This window comes from Streptomyces sp. NPDC101776 (assembly GCF_044766845.1).
Taxonomy (GTDB): Bacteria; Actinomycetota; Actinomycetes; order Streptomycetales; family Streptomycetaceae; genus Streptomyces.
Map to the genome: position 1 here is coordinate 1 of NZ_JBIWMV010000019.1, position 19113 is coordinate 19113.

Genomic DNA, 19113 nt, shown 5'->3' on the forward strand with positions numbered 1-19113 from the left:
TGTCCTACGAACCCTTCACCCGTCCCCTGCACCTCCTCGGCATGACCCCGTGACCAGCAACTTCACCCACCCGGCAGGACTTTGGAACAGCCCTGTCAAAGCACGCCGCCCGCCGACCGGTTGGGCGGTCAGCTCCTTCCCGCCTTTCCGAAAGGGATCACCACCATGTCCGCGTTCACCGCCCGTCCCCGCACCCGCCTCTTCGCCGCCGCCACCGTCGCACTCGCCGCGCTCTCCCTCACCGCCTGCAACGACAAGCTGGGAGTACAGGACGAGGGCGCGGCCGGCCCGAACTCGTCCACGGCGGCGCCGACGGGAACGTCCGGGGCGAAGACGGGTGGGGCGGGGCAGACGACCGGATCGAACGGGTCGGGCGGGTCCACCGGTTCCACGGGGTCGACCGGGTCTGCGTCGGGGTCGGGGGGTTCCTCGACGGGTGGCGGCAAGACGAGCGGGGGCTCCGGCACGAACTCGGACTTGGGCACGAACTCGGGCTCGAACGCGTCGGCGAGCCGTGTCCCGTGCAGCGGGGCCAACACCAAGGTGACCGCGCAGACCGTCAGCCGCCCCATCAACCACATGCTGCTCACCGTCACCAACACCGGCTCCAAGACCTGCGACCTCTACTACTACCCGGCCGTCAACTTCGGCGACGCCCAGTCCGTACCGCCGGTGATCAAGGACTCCCAGCCCCAGGCGGTGACCACTCTCACCCCGGGCCAGTCGGGCTACGCCGGCGTGGCACTCTCCGGCGGCGACGACGGCAGCGGCACCAACGGCCGTACGGCGAAGTCCCTCTCCGTCTACTTCTTCGACCGCAACAACAACAGCATCAGCCCGGCGGCGACGCCGACACTGCCGGCGAAGGGCGTGTACGTCGACGACTCGCTGAAGGTGACGTACTGGTTGACGAGCGCACAGGACGCTCTCACCTACTGAGCACGCCTACTGAACACATGGGGCCGTTCCTCGGTACGGATCGGCCCCATGTGGGGTGCTGGTTTTCGGTCGGGGGCCGCGCGTACGGGAAGGGCGTGCCGCGGAAGGAACGGTCGACGAGCCGCCGTTGCCCATCCCGTCGTACGGATTCGATCCTGCGTCCGTCGTCGCCCACAGTTCGCGTGCCCGCCGACGCCGATGGCTGCGACGGGCGCTGGTCGTGCTCCGAGCAGCGAGCAGCGAGCAGCGAGCAAGGGGAAGAAGCCGGGGCTGGCGCCCTCGCCCTGGCTGGCGTATCTCCTTTGGCGTGGAACTCATCGACGAGGTGGCACACGACGAGGAAGTTCCGTTCTCCATTTCTCCGCAGCCGTGGGTAAGCCGCTCGATGCCGCCAACGTCTGCTGAGCCTTCCGCCAGGCGCTGAAGGACGTCGACGGGGTGGACGCTGCGGGGTGGACGCCCCGGGAGCTCCGGCACGGCTTCGTGTCGCTGCTGTCCGACCGGCCCGTGATCCAGACCGATGCCATTGTCATCGACGGCATCTTCGGAGCCGATCCGCGGGAGCCGTAGACGCTAAGGCACTCAGGAGTCGGTAGCCACGCAGCAACGCCAGAGGGCCCTCACCGATTCGGTGAGGGCCCTCTGAACTGCGATTTGGCTGTCGGGGTGGCGGGATTTGAACCCACGACCTCTTCGTCCCGAATTAGGATCTGGAAGTTCGCCAATCTGGGACGTGTGTCAAAGCAGCAGGTCAGAGCGTTGGGGTGTGTTGGTCTCCGGTGGTACTCCGAGGTCGCTATCTCAAGATCGTCTCCAGGATTTCTCCATGGCGGCAGGGGCGAGGCTGAGTAGTGGGTTCGTTTGTCACCCGCGCACCAAGTCGCGTAGCGGACCGCGAGCGGTCAAGGGCGAGAGCCACGCATTACGAGTTGTCCGATCTCGGCCTGAGGCCGTCCACGGCTGTCTGCGCAGTACCCTCCGTGCCTGGTCGTGAGCCGTTCCGACACCAGCGGACGATAGAGGACCCCGTCGGACCAAGTGGCGATCGAGACCAGAACTGAGACAGTCGCCCGAGCCGGCGTCTGCCAACGGCTTCACAAGTTCTACTCACCGAGCTGCACGCAGCATCATGGCTCGAGAGATCCCTCCGGGTGGGCACGTCGAGGGCCTGTCGACTAGCGGCAGTGCCCGCCATACTCGGCAGATGCCAAACCAGAGGCCAAACTCGGCCCGCACGATTTTCGCAATCGTCGTGATCGGGGTCGTCGCGGTGGGGATACCCGCGGCGCTGCTTGTGTGGGAGCCTCCGACGTGGGCACAGACGCTAGCGGCAAGTGTCTTTGGGGCAATCACGCTCGCCCTTCTGAGTAGCCAAATCCCGATCCTTCGTCAGAAATGGAAAGATCGAGCTCGTTCGCGTCTCCTAGCGCAGCTACGCGAGGAGCGGAGACACCCAGAGAGGGCGCAGCGCAGGGAGCAAACACACGAGCGACGACGCACTGTTGCGGTCGGAACGCTGTTGCGCGCACTGGCTGTTGGCGTTGTCTGGGGCACCTGGTACGCGCTGCGAAACGTCCTGGATACGTACCAAACCCGCGGGTCCCTGGGGCCCACTGACGCTGGCGACATCATTGTCGCGCTCGGAGGTGCGTCCGCCATTGCGACTGGCGTTGCACTCTTCGTAGTACGCCTCATGCGCGGATACGGGACGATGCGGAAGGAAAGCGGTGCAGGGGCTGAGTCTCGCGGCAAGGGCGCGGAGTCGCGCGGTAAGGGAGAAGCCGAGCTGATCAGGGCTAACGCTGAAGCCCACAAGATCAGGGCTGAGGGCGAGGCCATTGTGATCAAGGCCAACGCTGAAGCGGATGCCGTACGGAGCCGGGCCCGGGCCGAAGAACGTCGAGCGGATGCTGATTACTTGCGTGCTGAGCGGGGCGTCGAGCTCCCGCCGCCTCCCGAGGCCCCACCCGCGATTGGCCCCGCCCCAAGTGCCAATGGGAGCCCTGGCACTCCCGCTCTGCCAGCCGCTCCCGGGGATTCTGACCTCACCTGAGTACGCGCTCTCAGCGTCATCCTGCTCGTCGGCTTCTCGCGGCCAACTCCCAGGGTTGGCTGACGAGTCACGCGCGACTGGCGGTGCGCCACGAACGGTAGGCGGACATGACTGCCAGGGTAGCGGGCCGTCCGCGCTCGTCCTCTTCCGGCAGCCCCCTGCCGGAGAGGGACGGTTTGCAAGCGGTCGGATTCCTGCGAGGAAGTGGCCTTTGACCTGCAACTTTCTACTTTCGGTCTACATCTGATGCCCCCTTGCTGGCCAGAGGGTGCCACAGCGGAGAGCTGGCCCGACCTTCATAGCTCAGGTGCTGTCCAACAGGAGGGCGACCGAAGACAGTCACCTCGAAAGAGGGCAACTCCCCTCGCACGCAGCCTGCTTCACCAGGAGGGGGGCTTGCAGTAGCCGCGCGAGTACTGGTAGTCAGAGTGATCGCAGCTTCAACCGCGCTGCGACTCAGGGGCTGGGGGATAAATGATTGATATGTCGGCATGGAAAGACATCACCGTCGACGTAGTGAACGACCTGAACTTGGATCCACGAAATGTGCGCATCGAAGTGAAGGACACCTCTCCCGAGTCTGACATAATCGACGACCTTTTCCACAACGAGAAGGCGCTTGCTCTCGTGGAAAGCATTTGCAAGATCGGGCTTCTGACTCACGAAGTGCCAATCGCCATCAAAAGAGATGGAAAGTTGGTTGTTGTCGAGGGGAACAGGCGTGTAGCCGCCCTTAAGGCAATCCAGAACCCCTACCTTGCTCCTGAGCACCAAGCGCGAATCACCAAAGCCACTCAAGGTGTAAATCGGGATGCGCTCAGGTCAATCTCAGTCAAGTTAGCCCCAAGCGAAGATGATGCCAACCAACTCATCGCCGCCATTCACACTGGGACCCAAAGACTAGGCTGGTCACCGGCCCGGCAGGCCGCCTTCTTTCAAGCACAAATCGATGCGGGAAAGTCGCCCGAATATCTTATCTCGCACTACCCGACCGTTGAAGTAAAGAAGTTCATCATCAGGAGCCAGATCCTCAACCTATTCCGAAATGCACACTACGAAGATATCGAGTTGCGCGATTACATCAAGAGGCGGAATTTCCCCGTATCTGTATTGGCTCGACTCTATGACTATGACGGATTCCTGGTCGTCGCTAAAATCCGCGTCAACGAACAGAGGGCGACCGTCCAACTAGAGGCACCACAAGAACAATTCGACAAACTGGCCGAAAAGATTATTGGAGATATTAAAACCAAGCATATTAACACTCGTACGCTCAATTCGACACAATCAGAGTTCTATATCGATTACATGGACAAATTGCGTGACCTGGTAAACGTTGATACCGAAACGGAGGTACATGCTCCACACGCTCCCGGGAATGTAACCACGCCCACCGCCACCACGAAAACGGCCACTACACCCGTCTCATCTCAACCCACTTCGCCCACGTCACAGCAGAGCCCGCCTGCCAGTGGATCACCATCGCAGCAGGGCAAGGCGCCGTCGAATCCCACTGGCACGGTGAAGAAGAATGCCACGCCGAGTAAAGTGACGGAGCCGCCAAAGGCGAGCCACAACTACTTGAACCTCGGCCAGATCAAGATTGACCCTGCCTACCCTCCTGCCATTCACAAGATCTATGCGGAACTGGCATTGATCAATATCAAGAAATATCCAAACGCAACCCTTGATCTGCTCCGCACCTTCCTTGAGAAATCCATCAAGGCGTACGCTGAGAAACTAAAAATCGATCTGAAGCAACATGCAGGCCAGCAGTCGGGTAGCGGGTTTGTGCAGCTTGCGCACTGCCTCACCTGGCTTGAAGAACATCTCAAGAACACCAAGCAAACGGCTTTCATTCAGGTGATCAAAAAGGTTCGAGGCAACCAGGTGGGCGTTTACACGCCAACCGTTGATCATATGAACGCCATTAATCACAATCATCACGTCTTTGCCACGTCAGAGGAAGTGCGTGACTGCTGGGATGGCATGGAAGGCCTGATTAGGGTGATGTTGAAGCCATGAACAATTCAGGCTCCGCGATGAAGCACCACAAAAAGCCCATCATTTCCCCCCTGCGGTATCCAGGCGGGAAGGCTGCGCTCTACCCAAGGCTCCGGGCCATCGTCCGGGCCAATGACCTAACTTCGGGCACCTACGTAGAGCCATACGCTGGCGGCGCAGGTGCCGCGCTCGGCTTGCTCGTCACGGGACAGGTTCGGCGAATCGTCATCAACGATCTCGACCCGGCCATCTATGCTTTCTGGAAAGCGATTACAACCGAATCCCTAGAAATCGCCCAGATGATCAAAAGTGTCGATCTCACCGTTCTGGAATGGTCACATCAAAAGGACATATACCTAAATGGCCCTCGTGAGGATTACCTCAGCTTGGGGTTCGCGACATTCTTCCTCAATCGAACCAATAGGTCGGGCGTCTTGAATGGTGGTCCCATCGGAGGGATGGACCAGAGCGGTAAGTATAAGATCGACGCCCGATTTAATCGCGAGACGCTTGTCGAACGCCTTCGCCTGATCGCTCTACACGCAAGTAGAATCTCAGTGCTCAACACAGATGGCATGACGGTAATCAAGCGATATTCAAAAAGAGATAACACTCTGATTTACGCTGATCCCCCTTACTTCGAGAAAGCGGGTTCACTATATCTAAACTCATTCACGGATTCCCATCATTCCGCACTAGCTTCCTGCCTGAATAAGGTGAGCGACGCAAAGTGGTTGCTAACCTATGACAACGTGCCCAGAGTCGCGGAGCTGTATTCGGACAGGCGGCGCGAAGTTTTCTCCCTAAACTACTCGGCGCATAGAGTGACCAAGGCAAATGAAATTATGGTCTTCTCGGACTCGCTCACCGTAGTGTGAGTTATTTTCATCAGTGTCCACAATCTCATGCGCGCTGGAAAGATCTGTTCGGAGCGTGCAGATTTTCCGTCAGGCTGCGAGTGGAAGCCGTGAGGGAATTGGCGAGCCAACCGAAAACCTCCCGTGGGCGCTCGGGGAAAACAATGGCCCGCCCGGCGATCCGGGCGGGCCTAATGAAGTCAGGCATCAAACCCTAGACTCGATGCTTCGTCCACGAAACCGCTGGTCGTCGGGCGCGGAGCGACATTCGCCGGCATGAGTCGGCTAGTGAAGCCTTCGACACACAGCCGCTCAAAGGCGGCTGCAACGGTGTCCGGTACGTCCTGTTCGATGGCCAGACCCAACCTCGGAAAGATGAGCACTCGCTGTAGGGCGCCCACGATCATGTCGATCACCATGCGAGCGTCCCCGATGGAGTCGGTGTACTCCTCCAGGCTCATCCGGGTGGACGCGCATACCACTTCGACTTCAGGCCAGAGTTTGCGCATCATGGCGTATGAGCGTCGCTCTTCGTACGGCTTGCTCACGAGCAGGACGGACGAGGCCTTGACGTCGGCGGCTGCCAACACCGCTTTCGTGAACTCGATGTTCTCCCCGGTGTTCGTGGCACGCGGTTCCAGGAGTACGGCTGAATCGGGCACGCCTAGCTGCAATGCCCGCTCGCGGTAGTGGACAGCCTCACCGCGCGGCATGCGCGCCCGGGTCGTGGGGCTGGTCGCCCCGGTGAAGATGATGACCGGCGCTAGGCCCCGGTGGTACAGCTCCGCCGTCACGTCAGCCACGCCGAGGTCGTGACTGCCCAGACCCACGGCCACCGAACACGGCCGTGGGTCGTGGTGCATGAAGTGGTAGTCCCACAGGAGCCGAGCATCCGCCCATGCCTGTGCCGAGATCATTCCTGTTCCTTCCTGTCCTGTGCCGAGTCGGGAACTTCGAAGTCGTACTCCCACGCGAAGCGAGAAGCTGAGTGAATGCCCACCGCGAACTCCACCACCGTGCCATCTGCTGTGTACGTGGTGCGGTGCAACTCGACTACGGGCTCACCAACGGGGAGCTGTAGGAGCTGCACTTCGTCCGCCGTCGGGATACGGGCGAACAGGCCCTCTCTCATGTGGTCGATCTCGTATCCCGCGTCGTAGAGGACCCGGTACCCGCCGCCACGGCCGGCAGGGCCCGGGGAAGGGTCAACGATGCGTGTTCCCTCGACGTGTTCCGGCCTGTAGTAGCTGGTCAGGGTGTGAGTCGGCTGCGTCCCCTCCTTAACGAGTCGGGCGCGTGCGTACACCTCTGAGCCGACTGGGACGCCGAGCCCTTCCGCGACAAGGTTGTTCGCCTGGACCCGGCTTACGGTCTGCGTCTGCTCGTTGCGCTTGTACGCACGACCTGAGGCGACTCGGTCAGCGATGAACGCGACTTCGTCACTGTCGCGCCACTTCGCCTTGTCGTACCGAGCGATGCCCAGCCGTTTAAGCGGAGTACGCGGACGCACCACAGTGCCGTGCCCGCGCGTGGAGGTCACGAGGCCTTCAGCCTCCAGGGCCTTGTAAGCCTTGTGGACGGTCTCCTTCGATCCTTCCCCTGCCTCTACTAGCTCTCTGATCTGCGGCAACAGAGTGCCCGGTGGACGCTCACCGCTCTTGATCTGCTCCGCGAACCTGTCCGCCAGGTCGCGCCACTTCGGTGCCACGCAGAACTCCTCTCGACGCGAACCAGTGAAGCACAGTCCTAGGACTGTTGACAGTCCCAGGACTGCGTGCCATCTTCTTCTCAGGGCCGCAGTCCTAGGACAGCTGCTCTGGAAGGGGCCTTCTTTGGGCTGCCTCCCACGTAACGCAAGACACAACTCCACAGCGTGATCCACCGCAGACCCCACGGCCGTGACCGAACCGGCTGAGGCGAGTGGAGACCAGTCGGTCATCTCCCGTCAGGGACACGTGCCGACTCAAAAAAACGGATCTGCCCAAGGGCACGAACGCCGCGCGAAGAGACCGAGATGCGATTCCTCGGAGGAGCGGGACGGAGGCACAGATCCATATCGCGCAGTACGGGCCGTCACCTCCCGAAAAAAGGTGTCCGGCGCGGCTCAGGCCCGCGCACTTCTACTTCCGCCGCGTGATTGCTGCGGCCGGTTGCCTCCGCTGTTCGTCTCGTACGAGCAGCGCTGAGGGGAGCCGGATTGACCGACTTCCACGGCGCGCGGCCCCGGTGCTCGAACACCGGGGCCGCTTTTCGGGCCGTCCACCTGTGAGAGGAACCACGACCCAATGGACCACATCGTCACTGTTCAGGAAGCTGTTACCGCGTTCGCCGACTTCATGGAGCCGACGAACGCTGAGCTGGACGCGATCGAGCAGGAGATGCCGCTGATCCTGGCGCGCGTCGACCTGCTCGACGCGCGGATCATCACCCTTGACCGGACCCCGACCGAGTTGGACACCCGCCGTGTCCGCCGTGCGCGGCGTCGGGTGCTGGTGGAGGGTCTGGCTCTGGTCAACCGCACCGCCGACGTCACGCTGTCCGGGGGCGTTGCATGAGCGCCCTGACGCAGAATTTGACGGCCGCGCACGCTGAGGTGAAGGCGGAGATCGCGCGGACCGACAACAAGGTCGCGCTGCTCCTGGCCTTCATCGGCGCGGTGCTCGCCGGAACGTGGACGATGGCCGCCGACCTGCCCCTGTACTGGCCCGCCGCCACCGTGGGTGGTCTCGGTATGGCGCTGCTGATTGCGGCGGCCGGTCTGCTGCTCCGGTCGGTACGCCCTAACCTGTCGGGCCGGCACGGCTTCCCGCTGTGGGCCACCCTCACCCCCGAGCAGATCACCGACACCGTTTCTCGGGATCTGGCCGCGGACATTGCGGGTCTGTCCCGGCTGGCGGTGGTCAAGTTCACCGGTCTGCGCCGTGCCGTCGACCTCACCCTGACCGGCGGCGCCCTGCTCATCCTTGCCGTCGTGCTCGCGCTTGGGGGTGCGGCATGAACTCCAAGAGCACCAAGACCGTGCTGCCCGCCGTGGCGATGACGGCCGTGTCCATGGTGCTGACCCTCGCGGTGGTCCTGATGTGGCTGGGTGCGGCGGTGCCGTGGCTGGTCGCCCTCGTGGTCGGTGTGGGCATCGACGGCGGATGGCTCGCCACCCTCGCCTACGAACGCCGCCTCGCCTCCCAAGGCGACCACAGCCGTACCGTGACCGCGGTGGGCTGGTTGTTCGGCCTGGTCGCCACCGGTTTCCTGGTCGCCCACGCGCTGACCTCCCAGGCGCCTGCCGCGTGGTTGGCGGTGGCGTGGCTGCCGATCGCGGCTAAGGCCCTGTGGCTTGTCCACGGCTTGTGGGAGCGCACTGCGCTGACTCCGCTCGCTCTGGACGCGATCCGCGGTATTCAGCAGGAGGCCCGCGACGAAGCCGCCGTGGCCCGCGCCCGCCTGCGAGCGGAAGCGACCTCCGAGGAGACCCGGCTGACCGCTGTGACGGGTGCCGGGGCCCGCGTCGCCCGCGTCCAGGCCAAGACCGCCAAAACCCTCGCCGGAGCATGGTCCACGCTGGAGACAGCGCGGCGCGGCGAGGACACTGGCAGGGCACTGACCAGCGTGACGAGCCGCGTCACACCCGACGTCACACCCCGCTGGGAACTGCCCGTATGGGGCGCTGTCGAGCCCGTTGCCGCGCTGGAGTCGGTCCCGTCCGCACTCAGTGACAGCGAGTTGGACACGCTCGTCGACACGATCCGCACCAGCCAGACCCCCGCCCTGTCGTATCGGGAGATGGCGGTGCGCTTCCGCGCGGCCGGCCACTCCGCCTCCGAGGTCCGCCTCCGTGCGGCATGGAAGCGGGTCGCCTGATGTCCGCCGCGTGGGGCAAGTGCTACGACCCCACCGGGGCTCGCCACGGCATACCGACGTACCCGTGGCGCCTGGCCCCGGACGGGTTGGCCACCCGACGGCAGTTACGGGCCCTGGGGCTGCGTCCGGGCGGTCAGCAGATCGCCGCGCAGGCCATGCGCATCAACCGCCGCGCAGGCAGCCCGCGCGTGGCCTACCTGTACCGCGTCGACTGCGCGCTGCCGGTCCGGCCGATGACCTCGCGCAAGTGGGGCGCCCTCGCCCTGGCGATGCTCGCCCGCCAGACCTGCCCGGCCTGCGGAGTGATCTACAGCTACTGCATTTCCCGCCGTCACGGCATGTGCGGGATCTGCGTCGACGCCAACCAGACCTGCCAGAAGGGGAGTTGACATGGGTAAGCCCGATACGCGTCGCCTGGACAAGGAGATCAGGCTGACGCAGCGCAAGCTGGAAGCGGTCCGCAACGGCGAGATGTGGCCCCTGACCAGCCAGGAACGCCGTCAGGTGCTGCGCGGCCTGGTCGGCGGTTCCTACCGGGTGGCGCGGGGCAAAAGCACTGCCCGCGCCGAACAGCAGATGGACTCCGTCTCGGAGTCCGCCCAGTTCCGGCTGATCGCCGAACTCACCGCGTTGCAGGGCGAGCGTCAGCGGATCGTGACCGAGGCCGCCAAGGACAAGGCGGCGAAGAAGTCGTCGGGTTGGTGGTGAGCGTGGCTGCCACCGAGACGCCTGCGGGTGAGTGCCCGCAGTGCTGGGAGCACGCGCACAACAAGCGCATCCACCGCGCGCTGAAGCCGCGCCAGGACTGCAAGCCGTGCCTGGACCACATGAACAACGGCTGCCCATACCTGGTGCCCAAGAAGAAGTCGAGCTGGTGGTGAGCATGGACGACCGTTGCCCCGCCGCTCACCCGCAAGACCTCACCGCCTGTGTCGGCCCGGTCACTGTGAGCGTGCTGGACGCGACGGGTGCCGGGGCTGACGGGTGCGAGCATCACGGCGCCCGTCTGCTGGCCTCCCTCGACGGCGCTCGCGTGTACCCGCTGCCCGATGCCCCGCCCGGGGCCGCCATCCGCACCTTCACGGCCGCTGACGGCATCCGCCCGTTCTGCTGGGTTGAGGGCCCGCGCACCAAGCCCTCGAAGCTCAGCCGTGCCGAGAACCGCGCCCGCGAGGGCTACTGACATACCTGCTGTACCGGGGTGGTCGTCCCTGCCACGGACCCGGCCACCCCGGCAACTCCCCAACCTTCCGCCCCTGCTCGGGGCAGTCAGGAGCACGTTCAGCATGTCCGAGAACGTCATCAGCCTCCACAAGAACCCCGACCCCGATCCGCCCGCCGACGCATCCGTGACCACGCTGACTGTGGTCCCCGACCCCGCTCCGGCCAAGCCCATACCGCTGTGGGTGCGCTCCGGTCGCGCCGTGCGCACCGTCATCACGCACGAGACCACCAAGACCACCGCCCGCGCGGTGGCCCGGCACGGCCTCTACACGTTCAACGGGGGCCGGATCGTGGCCCGTCGGACGTGGGACGGCAAGACCGGTGCCCGCTACGAACGCATGCTCCGGGCCGCCGAAGCTGCGGGGAACTACGAGGTGGCGGAGGAGTGGGAGGAGCGGTTGCAGCGCTTCCGCGAGGCCCGCCACCGCCGCCGCATGGACCTGCTCCACTCCCCGCTGGACGTGGCCAAGGGCGTCGGGGTCGGCGTCGGAATGAGCATCGGCGTCCTGGTCGCCCTCGGGGTCGTAATGGCCATCAACAACCACGACATCACCGACGTCATCACCCCGCTCGCAGCGACGATCGAGTTCATCGGCCTGCTCATCAGGATCGTGCAGGTCGTATGGGGCCCCGCCCTCGTGATCGGCCCATTGCTGGCCCTGTTGGGCATGTGGGCTGTCGGCAGCAAGCAGCAGGCTGCCCCCGCATGGGTCATGCCCGCGAACGTCCGCAACAGCGAAGGTGAGCCGATCACCCCGTCCATCGTCGTCAAGGCCCTGCGGGATCTCGGCATCCCCGCCATGCGCAACGCCATCAAGGAGATGGGCGACGCAGGCGCGGCCATGCTGGGTCCGATCCGGATCGCCGGATGCGGTGTCGAGGTCGACGTCACCCTGCCCTCTGGGGTGTCGACGAATGAGGTGCAGCAGCGTCGCCGCAAGCTGGCGGAGAACCTGACCCGGCACGAGCACGAGGTGTTCATCACCATCCCCACCGCGGCCCGCACGGTGCGGCTGTGGGTGGCGGACTCTGGTGCGCTGGACGAGCCGATCGGCCCGTCGCCGCTGGTCACCGACGAGACGATGACCGCCGACTACGCCAAGGGCAAGGCACCGTGGGGTCAGGACCTTCGCGGCGACATGGCAGCGCTGAGCCTGTATCAGCGCCACCTCCTGATCACAGGGTTGTCGAACCAGGGCAAGACCGTTGCTCTGCGCTCTTTGGCCCTGTGGCTGGCGCTCGACAAGTCGGTGCAGTTCTGGATCGGAGACCTCAAGGGCGTGGGCGACTGGGCCAAGTTCCTGGGTCTGGCCGCCCGGCTGATCCAGGGCCCGACGGATGACCACGTGATCCAGGTGACCGAGATGGTGGAGGACGCGGTGGAGGAGATGAACCGCCGTATCCAGGCTCCGCCCGGAACGGTGTTCCCTGCGCTGATCGTGATCGTCGACGAAGCGCAGATGGCGTTCATGTGCCCGGTCCTCGACGACGAGAGGCGCCCCTACGGCGGCTCCAAAGCCACCTCGCGGTACTTCATGGCCGTCCGCAAGATTCACAACCAGGGCCGCGCGGTGAACGTCCTGATGTGGCAGGGCACACAGGACCCCACCGACCAGAACCTTCCCAAGCTGGTCCGCGAAGGAGCCCACACCCGCGCCTCCCTCGCCCTCGGGACCGAGTCTCAGGCGCGGATGGCGCTGGGGGACAAGGCAGTCGACGGCGGCGCCGCACCCAACCTGCTCCGTCCAGGGCTGGATCAGGGAACGCTGGTCCTCGCATCGTCCGGCATCGACATTCCGGCCGGGCAGGCGTCCATCACGGTACGCACGCACTACATCGACGACGACGCGGCCGAAGCCATCATCGAGCGCGCCAAGGCCCTGCGCGACGGCGTCACCACGCTGACCGTCATCGAGCGGGGTGAGCAGCGCGACGCGCTCGCCGACATCGCCGCCGTACTCGGGGACGCCCCGCGTGTGCTCACTCAGGACGTCCTCAAGCGGCTGGCCGTACTGGACGCGGACACCTATGGCGCCTGGTCGTTCATCAACCTCAAGCGCGTCCTGGACGGCACCGGAGCCGAGCCCTACAAGTCGGACGGCCGCATGGTCGTCGGTGCCGAGCGCGTCTCACGCGCCCTCACCAACCGCGACACCGACCATTCCGCTTCCGACGCCGGATAGCAGGGAGCCACCCCCGCCCGGGGCAGGGAGGCAGGGAGAACTCCCTGAACCCCTCCCTGCCCCACCTCCCTTGCCCTGACCTGCGCAGATGATCAATCAGGGAGGCAGGGAGGCGGCGCAGGTCACCCCCCGAACACCCCCTCCAGAGCACACCCCGAAGGGGGTGTCCCTGCCTCCCTGAACACTCACCGAAAGGGATTCCGCATGTACCGCGAAACCACCCCCGGCAGCGTCCGGCCGGACGCCGCAATGACCGAAGACGATGCCGCCGTTGAGGCTCGCCGGATCATCGCCGACGCCTACCGGCCCACCGCCTACCGCGACGACACCCCGGCCCCCGCCTACGGCACCGCCCCGCCCGTCATCCAGCCGGGACGCCCCCCGATGAGCCAGGGCGCCACTGACGCGAGCGTGCTCATGCTCGCGGGTGGCACCGCCACGGCCATGGTCGGCGGCACCGCGGCCGTGCTCATGTACCTCTCGCAGTTCGCCGACCCGCTCGTGTGCGGCCTCGTGTTCGGCGCCCCCACCGCCCTCGTGCTCGCCCTCGCCCGGCTCGCCACCAAGGCCAAGCCCGCCCCGGACGTCCACCACCACTACGAAGGACCCGTCTACCAGGACCGGCGCAACGTCCACACCCGCACCACCGGCGTGTGGGCCAAGACCAACAACCACCAGTAGCGACGCCAAGGGCGGCCCCCGTCTCGCCAAAGTCCGGGGCCGCCCTGGTCCAACCAGAACCCGTCAAGGAACTGGAGACATCCAGCATGACCCATGACCTCCGTACCGCGCTGCTCCGCGCGGCACTGGACGCTGCCGCGCGCGGCTGGCACGTCTTCCCCCTCCGGCCCGGCACCAAGCGGCCCGCCCTGCACGGCACTGCCGCCTGCCCCGGCATCGGCGAGTGCGCCCGCGGCCACCGCAAGTGGGAACAGCGCGCCACCACCGACCCCGACCGCATCCAAGCGGCCTGGTCCCGCACGCCGTTCAACGTCGGCATCGCCACCGGCCCCTCCGGGCTGGTCGTCGTCGACCTCGACATGCCCAAGGACAACAGCAGTGCGGGCGCACCTGACGGCGCGACTACCTTTGCAGCGCTCTGCGAGCGAGCCGGACACCCCGTCCCCAACACCTACCGGACCCGGACCGCGAGCGGCGGACAGCACCTGCACTTCACCGCCCCCGACGGCATCCGCCTCTCCAACACAGCAGGGACCATCGGTGAGTTGATCGACACCCGTGCATGGGGCGGATACGTCGTAGCCGCGGGCAGCATCACCCCCACCGGAGCGTACGAAGCGCTGAGCGGCTCTGTGGCGGCCCCCCTGCCCGCGTGGCTGCACAGCATCCTCGAACCGGCCCCCAGGGCGCCTCAGGCCCCTTCAACGGCTATAGCGGGGCAATCACGCCGATATGCGGATGTAGCGCTCACCATTGAGACACGAAACGTCGCCGCGGCCCAACTCGGGGCGCGGGAAGCCGCGTTGTTCCGGGCAGCGCGCGCCCTGGGACGGTTCGTCGCGTGGGGCGACCTCTCCCGCAGTGTGGTTGAGCAGGCTCTTCAGGAGGCAGGGGAGGCCGGCGGACTCACCGTCGCCGAGTGCCGCTCCACCCTCCGCAGCTCCCTGAACTGGTCCATTACCCACAACTCCGCTTGCCGGGATGCGGCATGAGCACCCCTCCCCGTCCCCTCCTGAAGAGCATCCCCGACACTCCGACCAGCCCGCGCGCCGCCCGACCGCCCGCACCCCTGACGGCCGGGGGCGAGCCGACTGTCGCCGCCCGTAAGGGCGTCCCCACGGCCCTTCTCTCTGGCCAGCAGGTCGGAGACGGCCGTTACCCCCTCGCGTGGCTCACCATCACCGCGTCGCGCGGTGTGAAGCCCACGGCCACCTCCACATGCCTGTGCGGCAGGGACCGCAGCGCCGTCGGTCACGCAAACGTGCACGCCCTGATCGGCGACCACGCAGATCACCGCGACACCTGCCCGCTGCGCACCCCGAAGGAAGGAAGGGCCGCCGCATGACGAGCAACTACACGAACGCTGATCTGTGGGAAGGGTTCGAGCACATCGAACCCGAGCAGATCACCGGCCCCGCCTGGGACGAACCCGTACCCCTGCGCACCCGCCCGCCCCTGCCCGACTTCCCCGTGGACGTCCTCCCGGCCTGGCTGGGCAACATGGTGCGCGGTGTCGCCGAGGAGACCCAGACCCCGGCAGACCTCGCCGGATGCCTGGCCCTGGCCGTCCTGGCCACCGCCGCCGGCGGGCGCGTCAAGGTGTGCGTACGCGGCCACTGGCGCGAACCCGTGAACATCTACACCGCCATCGCCCTGCCCCCCGGCAACCGCAAGTCCGCCGTCTTCGACCTCATGGTCAAACCGCTGCTCGACGCGGAAAAAGCCCTCATCGAACTCTCCGGACCCATCCGGGCGGAAGCGGAAACCCTGGCGAGGCTGGCCAAGGCGGCAGCCGAGAAAGCCGCAGGAAAGGCCGCCAACGCGGAGCCCGAACACCGCGACGCCCTGACCGCCGAAGCCGTCCAACTCGCGCAGGACGCCGACAAGATGAGGATTCCCACCGAACCGCAACTCGTCGCCGACGACGTGACCCCGGAAAACGTCGGAACCCTCCTGGACGAGCAGGGCGGACGCATCTCCTGCCTGAGCGCCGAAGGAGAGCTGTTCGACATCATCGCCGGCCGCTACACCGGCAAGCCCAACATGGGCATGTTCCTCAAAGGCCACGCCGGGGACATGCTCCGGGTCAACCGGCAAGGCCGCAGTGCCCAACACGTCGACTCACCGGCAGTCACGATCGGCCTCGCCGTCCAGCCGGAAGTCCTGGACGCCCTCAGCCGCATCGACGGAGCAGACGGACGCGGCCTGCTCGCCCGCTTCCTCTACTCCAAGCCCCTGTCCCTGGTCGGATCCCGCAACCTGACCCCCGCCCTGCTGGACGAGCAGGTCGCCGCCACCTACGCCAAACACCTGGCAGGGTTGACGCTCGCCCTGGCGGACTGGACCGACCCCGCCCTCATCCAACTCACCCCGGAAGCAGACGCGGTCCTGTTGGCCTTCCAGAAGGTCACCGAGTCGCGGCTGGGTCCGGACGGGAGTTTCGCACCGATCGTGAAATGGGCGTCCAAGCGGGACGGCGCCGTGGCCCGCATCGCCGGACTCCTGCACCTTGCCGCCCACCCCGAGGACGGATGGCACAAGCCCATCGACGCGTCCACCATGGCCGCCGCCACCGAACTGGGCGACTACTTCACCGCCCACGCCCTGGACGTGTTCAGCGTCATGAGCGCCGACCCCGCCCACGAATCCGCGGTGACCGTCCTCGCGCAACTCGTCTCCAGCAACCCCGCACAATTCACCAAACGCGAGCTGTTCCGGATGCTGCGCCGGGCAGAGTTCCCCGCCATCGGCGACCTCGACCCCGCCCTTTCCCTGCTCGAAGAACACGGCTGGATCCGCCAGCAGCCACCGCCCCCACGCACCGGTCGCGGCGGCCGGCCGCCCTCCCCGCGCTACGAAACCCACCCCCGCATCGCACGCGGAGCCTGACACAACCCCCGGACCGCTGACACAACTGACACAACCCCCCGCACAAGCCGTTGACCTGCACGAACGAACGGGATCACGTTTTTGACAGAACTGAGTTAAAACTCGACAGAACCCCCGGCAGCACTGCCGGGGGCCCTGTGACAGAACCTCCCCCGAAGAGGTTCTGTCAGGTTTTAATTCAGTTCTGTCAAAGATCCAGAACCCGATAAAACCGCAGCTCAACGGCTTATCGGCGAGGTTCTGTCGGTTCTGTCACGGGATCCCGCTTCCTCGTGAGGAGTCACCGCCACATGAGCACCGCTCCGCGACTGGAACCCCCGGCCCTTCCCCCTGTCTACCTCCCGAGCGACATCGCCAAGGCACTCCACTGCTCGGAGTGGTGGGTGAAGGAACAAGCCCGCAAAGGACGTATCCCCTTCACCAAGCCCGCAGGGAGCTACCGGTTCACGGCCGAGCACTTCGCCGAGATCATGCGCATCTTCGAGAGCCGCCCCGCCGAAAGCAATGACGCTCCTGTGCCAGCAAAACAAGCACCACGCCGCAGTGCGACCGCAACGGTGGCGTCCGTCACCTCCCTGAAGGCAAGGCCGCCACGCAGGGCGCAAGGCCGCCAACCGCAGTCCAGCGCAGCCTGATTCCGTGTGCCGCCCGGCTCTTCAGCCGGGCGGCACACCCGTTCATAGGAGAAACAAGGTGGGTTATGCCGAGAGTCTCGGCAGCTACTGGCGCGGCCGGTACAAGCTCGCGCCGGGCAAGTACGCCACCGTCCGCGATGCCGATGGAGATGCCATCCGCTTCCGGACCAAGGCCGCGGCGAAGAAGTCAGCTGACGCCGAAGAAGCGAAGCTGTTGGCCGGAACGAAGAAGACGCCTCGTGAGCGAATCACCTTCGGTGCCTACGTCAACCGCTGGTATGCCGCACAGGACTTGGCGGCATCCACCATGCAGAACTACCGGCGGCACATCGAAGAGCACTTGCTTCCCGCGTTCGAGGATTCTGCCGTTGCCGACATCCTGAGCACCGACATTGCCGCTTGGGAGAAGCACGAACGCGCCGTGCCCTATGCGGCATCCAGCGTCAAGACGTGGCGGGCGACACTGCACCTGATCCTTGCCGACGCTGTTGACGAGGGGCTGCGCGACTCCAACCCGGCCACCAAACGCCGCGGACGAGGAAAGCGTGCCGGCCGCTCACGTAACCGTGGCCCGGAGAAGGCAGTCACGACCGCACTGGGCATCCTGCTGCTCGCCGAGAGAATGGCCCTGCTGTCCGGCCGCGATGACGAGTTTGTTGCGGGCATCGTCAAGGGCTACACCGGCATGCGCTGGGGCGAAATCGTTGGCCTTGAGCCTGAGTTCGTCCGACCGAAGAGCATCAGGGTGGAGTGGCAGCTTTACGAGCTGGACACCGGCGAACTGCACCGCTGCCCGCCTAAGGACGACTCCTACCGCGACATCGACACTCCGGATTTCCTCGCCTCGCTGCTGGCCAGGCACATCGCCCGCACGAGACCGAAGCCTTGCGAGTGCCACGGACTGGCCTACGTCTTCCGGGGCCACGGAACGGCCAACGGCTCCGTAAGTCGCCCCGGGGCGAAGCTGGTCGACGTGGCGCGTCGCTCCGGCGTATCGACCGGCACTGTCTCCAACGTTCTCAACCGTCCGGATGCTGTGGCGGGGCCGACTCGTCTGAAGGTGCTGGAAGCCGTCAGTGATCTCGGATACATCCGCAACGCCGCATCGGGGGAGTTGGCTGCGCACTGGCGGCGCTCCGGTTTCGCCACATGGCTCTTTCGACCAGCCGCGACAGGGCGGTACCCCGGACGAGGCAGCCAGGAAGAGCGGCCCGTTCCCGTCGTTGCTGAGCCGTGGCCCGGCATCCCGGCACGCGGGCGAGGAGCGTCCAAGAGGGCTGAGGCGTGCTGGGTGCCGATCGCCCCGGGGCTCACCCCGCACGGGCTGCGCCACACGCACAAGACCCTGATGAGGGAAGTGGGGACCCCGCCAAAACTCATGGACGAACGCATGGGCCACGAGGACGGCTCCGTCCAGTCGCGCTATGACCACATCACGCCCGGGATGCGGCAGACGCTGATGACTGCGCTCACCGGGATGTGGGAGGAAGCGTTGGACGCGCGCAGGACCATGAGTCTCGGCTCGCCCGTGACCGCTCTGGATGCGCTGCTGAAAGCTCGTTAGCAGCGTGCTGATCTGGAGACAGATTCCAAGATCTTCTCCAGGATTTCTCCAGAGAGGCCCTGGAGAACGAGGCAGGCCCGGTGCTGATTACTCAGCACCGGGCCTGACCTGCGATTTAGCTGTCGGGGTGGCGGGATTTGAACCCACGACCTCTTCGTCCCGAACGAAGCGCGCTGCCAAGCTGCGCTACACCCCGATGTCGCCACTCATCTTGCCGGTGTTACTG

General features: G+C 65.5%; 20 protein-coding genes and 1 tRNA gene. 18 read left to right on the forward strand and 3 right to left on the reverse strand.

Features of this window, described 5'->3' with window-relative positions; all coding sequences use genetic code 11:
* The first annotated feature begins 165 nt into the window (after positions 1-165).
* From ACIRRY_RS39655 to ACIRRY_RS39670, 4 genes are all read left to right on the forward strand, one after another.
* Positions 166-939 (forward strand): DUF4232 domain-containing protein, encoded by a 774-nt coding sequence (locus tag ACIRRY_RS39655; protein WP_403983047.1) that lies wholly within the window; start codon positions 166-168, stop codon positions 937-939.
* 438 nt (positions 940-1377) lie between these two features.
* The gene (locus ACIRRY_RS39660; protein ID WP_403983050.1) at positions 1378-1509 is read left to right on the forward strand and encodes a hypothetical protein; all 132 of its coding nucleotides are present in this window, start codon (positions 1378-1380) and stop codon (positions 1507-1509) included.
* Positions 1510-3508: 1999 nt separating this feature from the next.
* Entirely contained in the window at positions 3509-5017 is a 1509-nt protein-coding gene (locus ACIRRY_RS39665; RefSeq protein WP_403983053.1) for a hypothetical protein, read from the forward strand.
* Positions 5014-5874, forward strand: coding sequence for a DNA adenine methylase (locus ACIRRY_RS39670; protein ID WP_403983056.1), 861 nt, complete (start codon positions 5014-5016; stop codon positions 5872-5874). The genes ACIRRY_RS39665 and ACIRRY_RS39670 overlap by 4 nt, the downstream gene beginning before the upstream one ends.
* A 179-nt stretch (positions 5875-6053) precedes the next feature.
* Here ACIRRY_RS39670 and ACIRRY_RS39675 read toward each other — a convergent pair whose 3' ends face one another.
* Complete coding sequence (locus ACIRRY_RS39675) at positions 6054-6770, reverse strand: YdcF family protein (protein WP_403983059.1); 717 nt, start codon at positions 6768-6770, stop codon at positions 6054-6056.
* On the reverse strand, positions 6767-7561 hold the full coding sequence (locus ACIRRY_RS39680; RefSeq protein WP_403983062.1) for a GntR family transcriptional regulator: 795 nt from the start codon (positions 7559-7561) through the stop codon (positions 6767-6769). The genes ACIRRY_RS39675 and ACIRRY_RS39680 overlap by 4 nt, the downstream gene beginning before the upstream one ends.
* Before the next feature lie 577 nt (positions 7562-8138).
* Between ACIRRY_RS39680 and ACIRRY_RS39685 the strand changes: the two genes are divergently transcribed.
* From ACIRRY_RS39685 to ACIRRY_RS39750, 14 genes are all read left to right on the forward strand, one after another.
* On the forward strand, positions 8139-8408 hold the full coding sequence (locus ACIRRY_RS39685) for a DUF6284 family protein (RefSeq protein WP_403983065.1): 270 nt from the start codon (positions 8139-8141) through the stop codon (positions 8406-8408).
* Positions 8405-8851, forward strand: coding sequence for a Pycsar system effector family protein (locus tag ACIRRY_RS39690; RefSeq protein WP_403983068.1), 447 nt, complete (start codon positions 8405-8407; stop codon positions 8849-8851). The genes ACIRRY_RS39685 and ACIRRY_RS39690 overlap by 4 nt, the downstream gene beginning before the upstream one ends.
* A complete protein-coding gene (locus ACIRRY_RS39695; protein ID WP_403983071.1) occupies positions 8848-9711 on the forward strand; it encodes a protein spdB in 864 nt (287 codons plus the stop codon). Before ACIRRY_RS39690 ends, ACIRRY_RS39695 begins: the two co-directional genes overlap by 4 nt.
* Positions 9711-10100 carry an RRQRL motif-containing zinc-binding protein gene (locus ACIRRY_RS39700; protein WP_403983074.1) on the forward strand — a complete coding sequence of 130 codons (390 nt, stop codon included), beginning with the start codon at positions 9711-9713 and terminating at the stop codon, positions 10098-10100. The genes ACIRRY_RS39695 and ACIRRY_RS39700 overlap by 1 nt, the downstream gene beginning before the upstream one ends.
* A 1-nt stretch (position 10101) precedes the next feature.
* Positions 10102-10419 carry a hypothetical protein gene (locus tag ACIRRY_RS39705; protein WP_403983077.1) on the forward strand — a complete coding sequence of 106 codons (318 nt, stop codon included), beginning with the start codon at positions 10102-10104 and terminating at the stop codon, positions 10417-10419.
* Positions 10420-10421: 2 nt separating this feature from the next.
* Complete coding sequence (locus ACIRRY_RS39710; RefSeq protein ID WP_403983080.1) at positions 10422-10592, forward strand: pRL2-8; 171 nt, start codon at positions 10422-10424, stop codon at positions 10590-10592.
* Between the two features lie 2 nt (positions 10593-10594).
* Positions 10595-10894, forward strand: a complete 300-nt coding sequence (locus ACIRRY_RS39715) for a hypothetical protein (protein WP_403983083.1) — start codon at positions 10595-10597, stop codon at positions 10892-10894.
* 103 nt (positions 10895-10997) lie between these two features.
* Positions 10998-13118, forward strand: a complete 2121-nt coding sequence (locus tag ACIRRY_RS39720; protein WP_403983085.1) for an ATP-binding protein — start codon at positions 10998-11000, stop codon at positions 13116-13118.
* 204 nt (positions 13119-13322) lie between these two features.
* Positions 13323-13799: a hypothetical protein gene (locus ACIRRY_RS39725; RefSeq protein WP_403983088.1), complete on the forward strand. Its 477-nt coding sequence runs from the start codon at positions 13323-13325 to the stop codon at positions 13797-13799.
* An 86-nt stretch (positions 13800-13885) separates the two neighbouring features.
* Complete coding sequence (locus ACIRRY_RS39730; RefSeq protein ID WP_403983090.1) at positions 13886-14791, forward strand: bifunctional DNA primase/polymerase; 906 nt, start codon at positions 13886-13888, stop codon at positions 14789-14791.
* Positions 14788-15144, forward strand: coding sequence for a hypothetical protein (locus tag ACIRRY_RS39735; RefSeq protein ID WP_403983093.1), 357 nt, complete (start codon positions 14788-14790; stop codon positions 15142-15144). Before ACIRRY_RS39730 ends, ACIRRY_RS39735 begins: the two co-directional genes overlap by 4 nt.
* Positions 15141-16688, forward strand: coding sequence for a YfjI family protein (locus ACIRRY_RS39740; protein ID WP_403983095.1), 1548 nt, complete (start codon positions 15141-15143; stop codon positions 16686-16688). Before ACIRRY_RS39735 ends, ACIRRY_RS39740 begins: the two co-directional genes overlap by 4 nt.
* A gap of 290 nt (positions 16689-16978) precedes the next feature.
* Positions 16979-17323, forward strand: coding sequence for a DNA-binding protein (locus ACIRRY_RS39745; protein WP_403983098.1), 345 nt, complete (start codon positions 16979-16981; stop codon positions 17321-17323).
* Between the two features lie 58 nt (positions 17324-17381).
* On the forward strand, positions 17382-18887 hold the full coding sequence (locus ACIRRY_RS39750; protein WP_403983101.1) for a tyrosine-type recombinase/integrase: 1506 nt from the start codon (positions 17382-17384) through the stop codon (positions 18885-18887).
* A gap of 122 nt (positions 18888-19009) precedes the next feature.
* On the opposite strand, the gene ACIRRY_RS39755 is transcribed toward ACIRRY_RS39750, so the two are convergent.
* A tRNA-Pro gene (locus tag ACIRRY_RS39755) sits at positions 19010-19083 on the reverse strand.
* Positions 19084-19113: the final 30 nt, after the last annotated feature.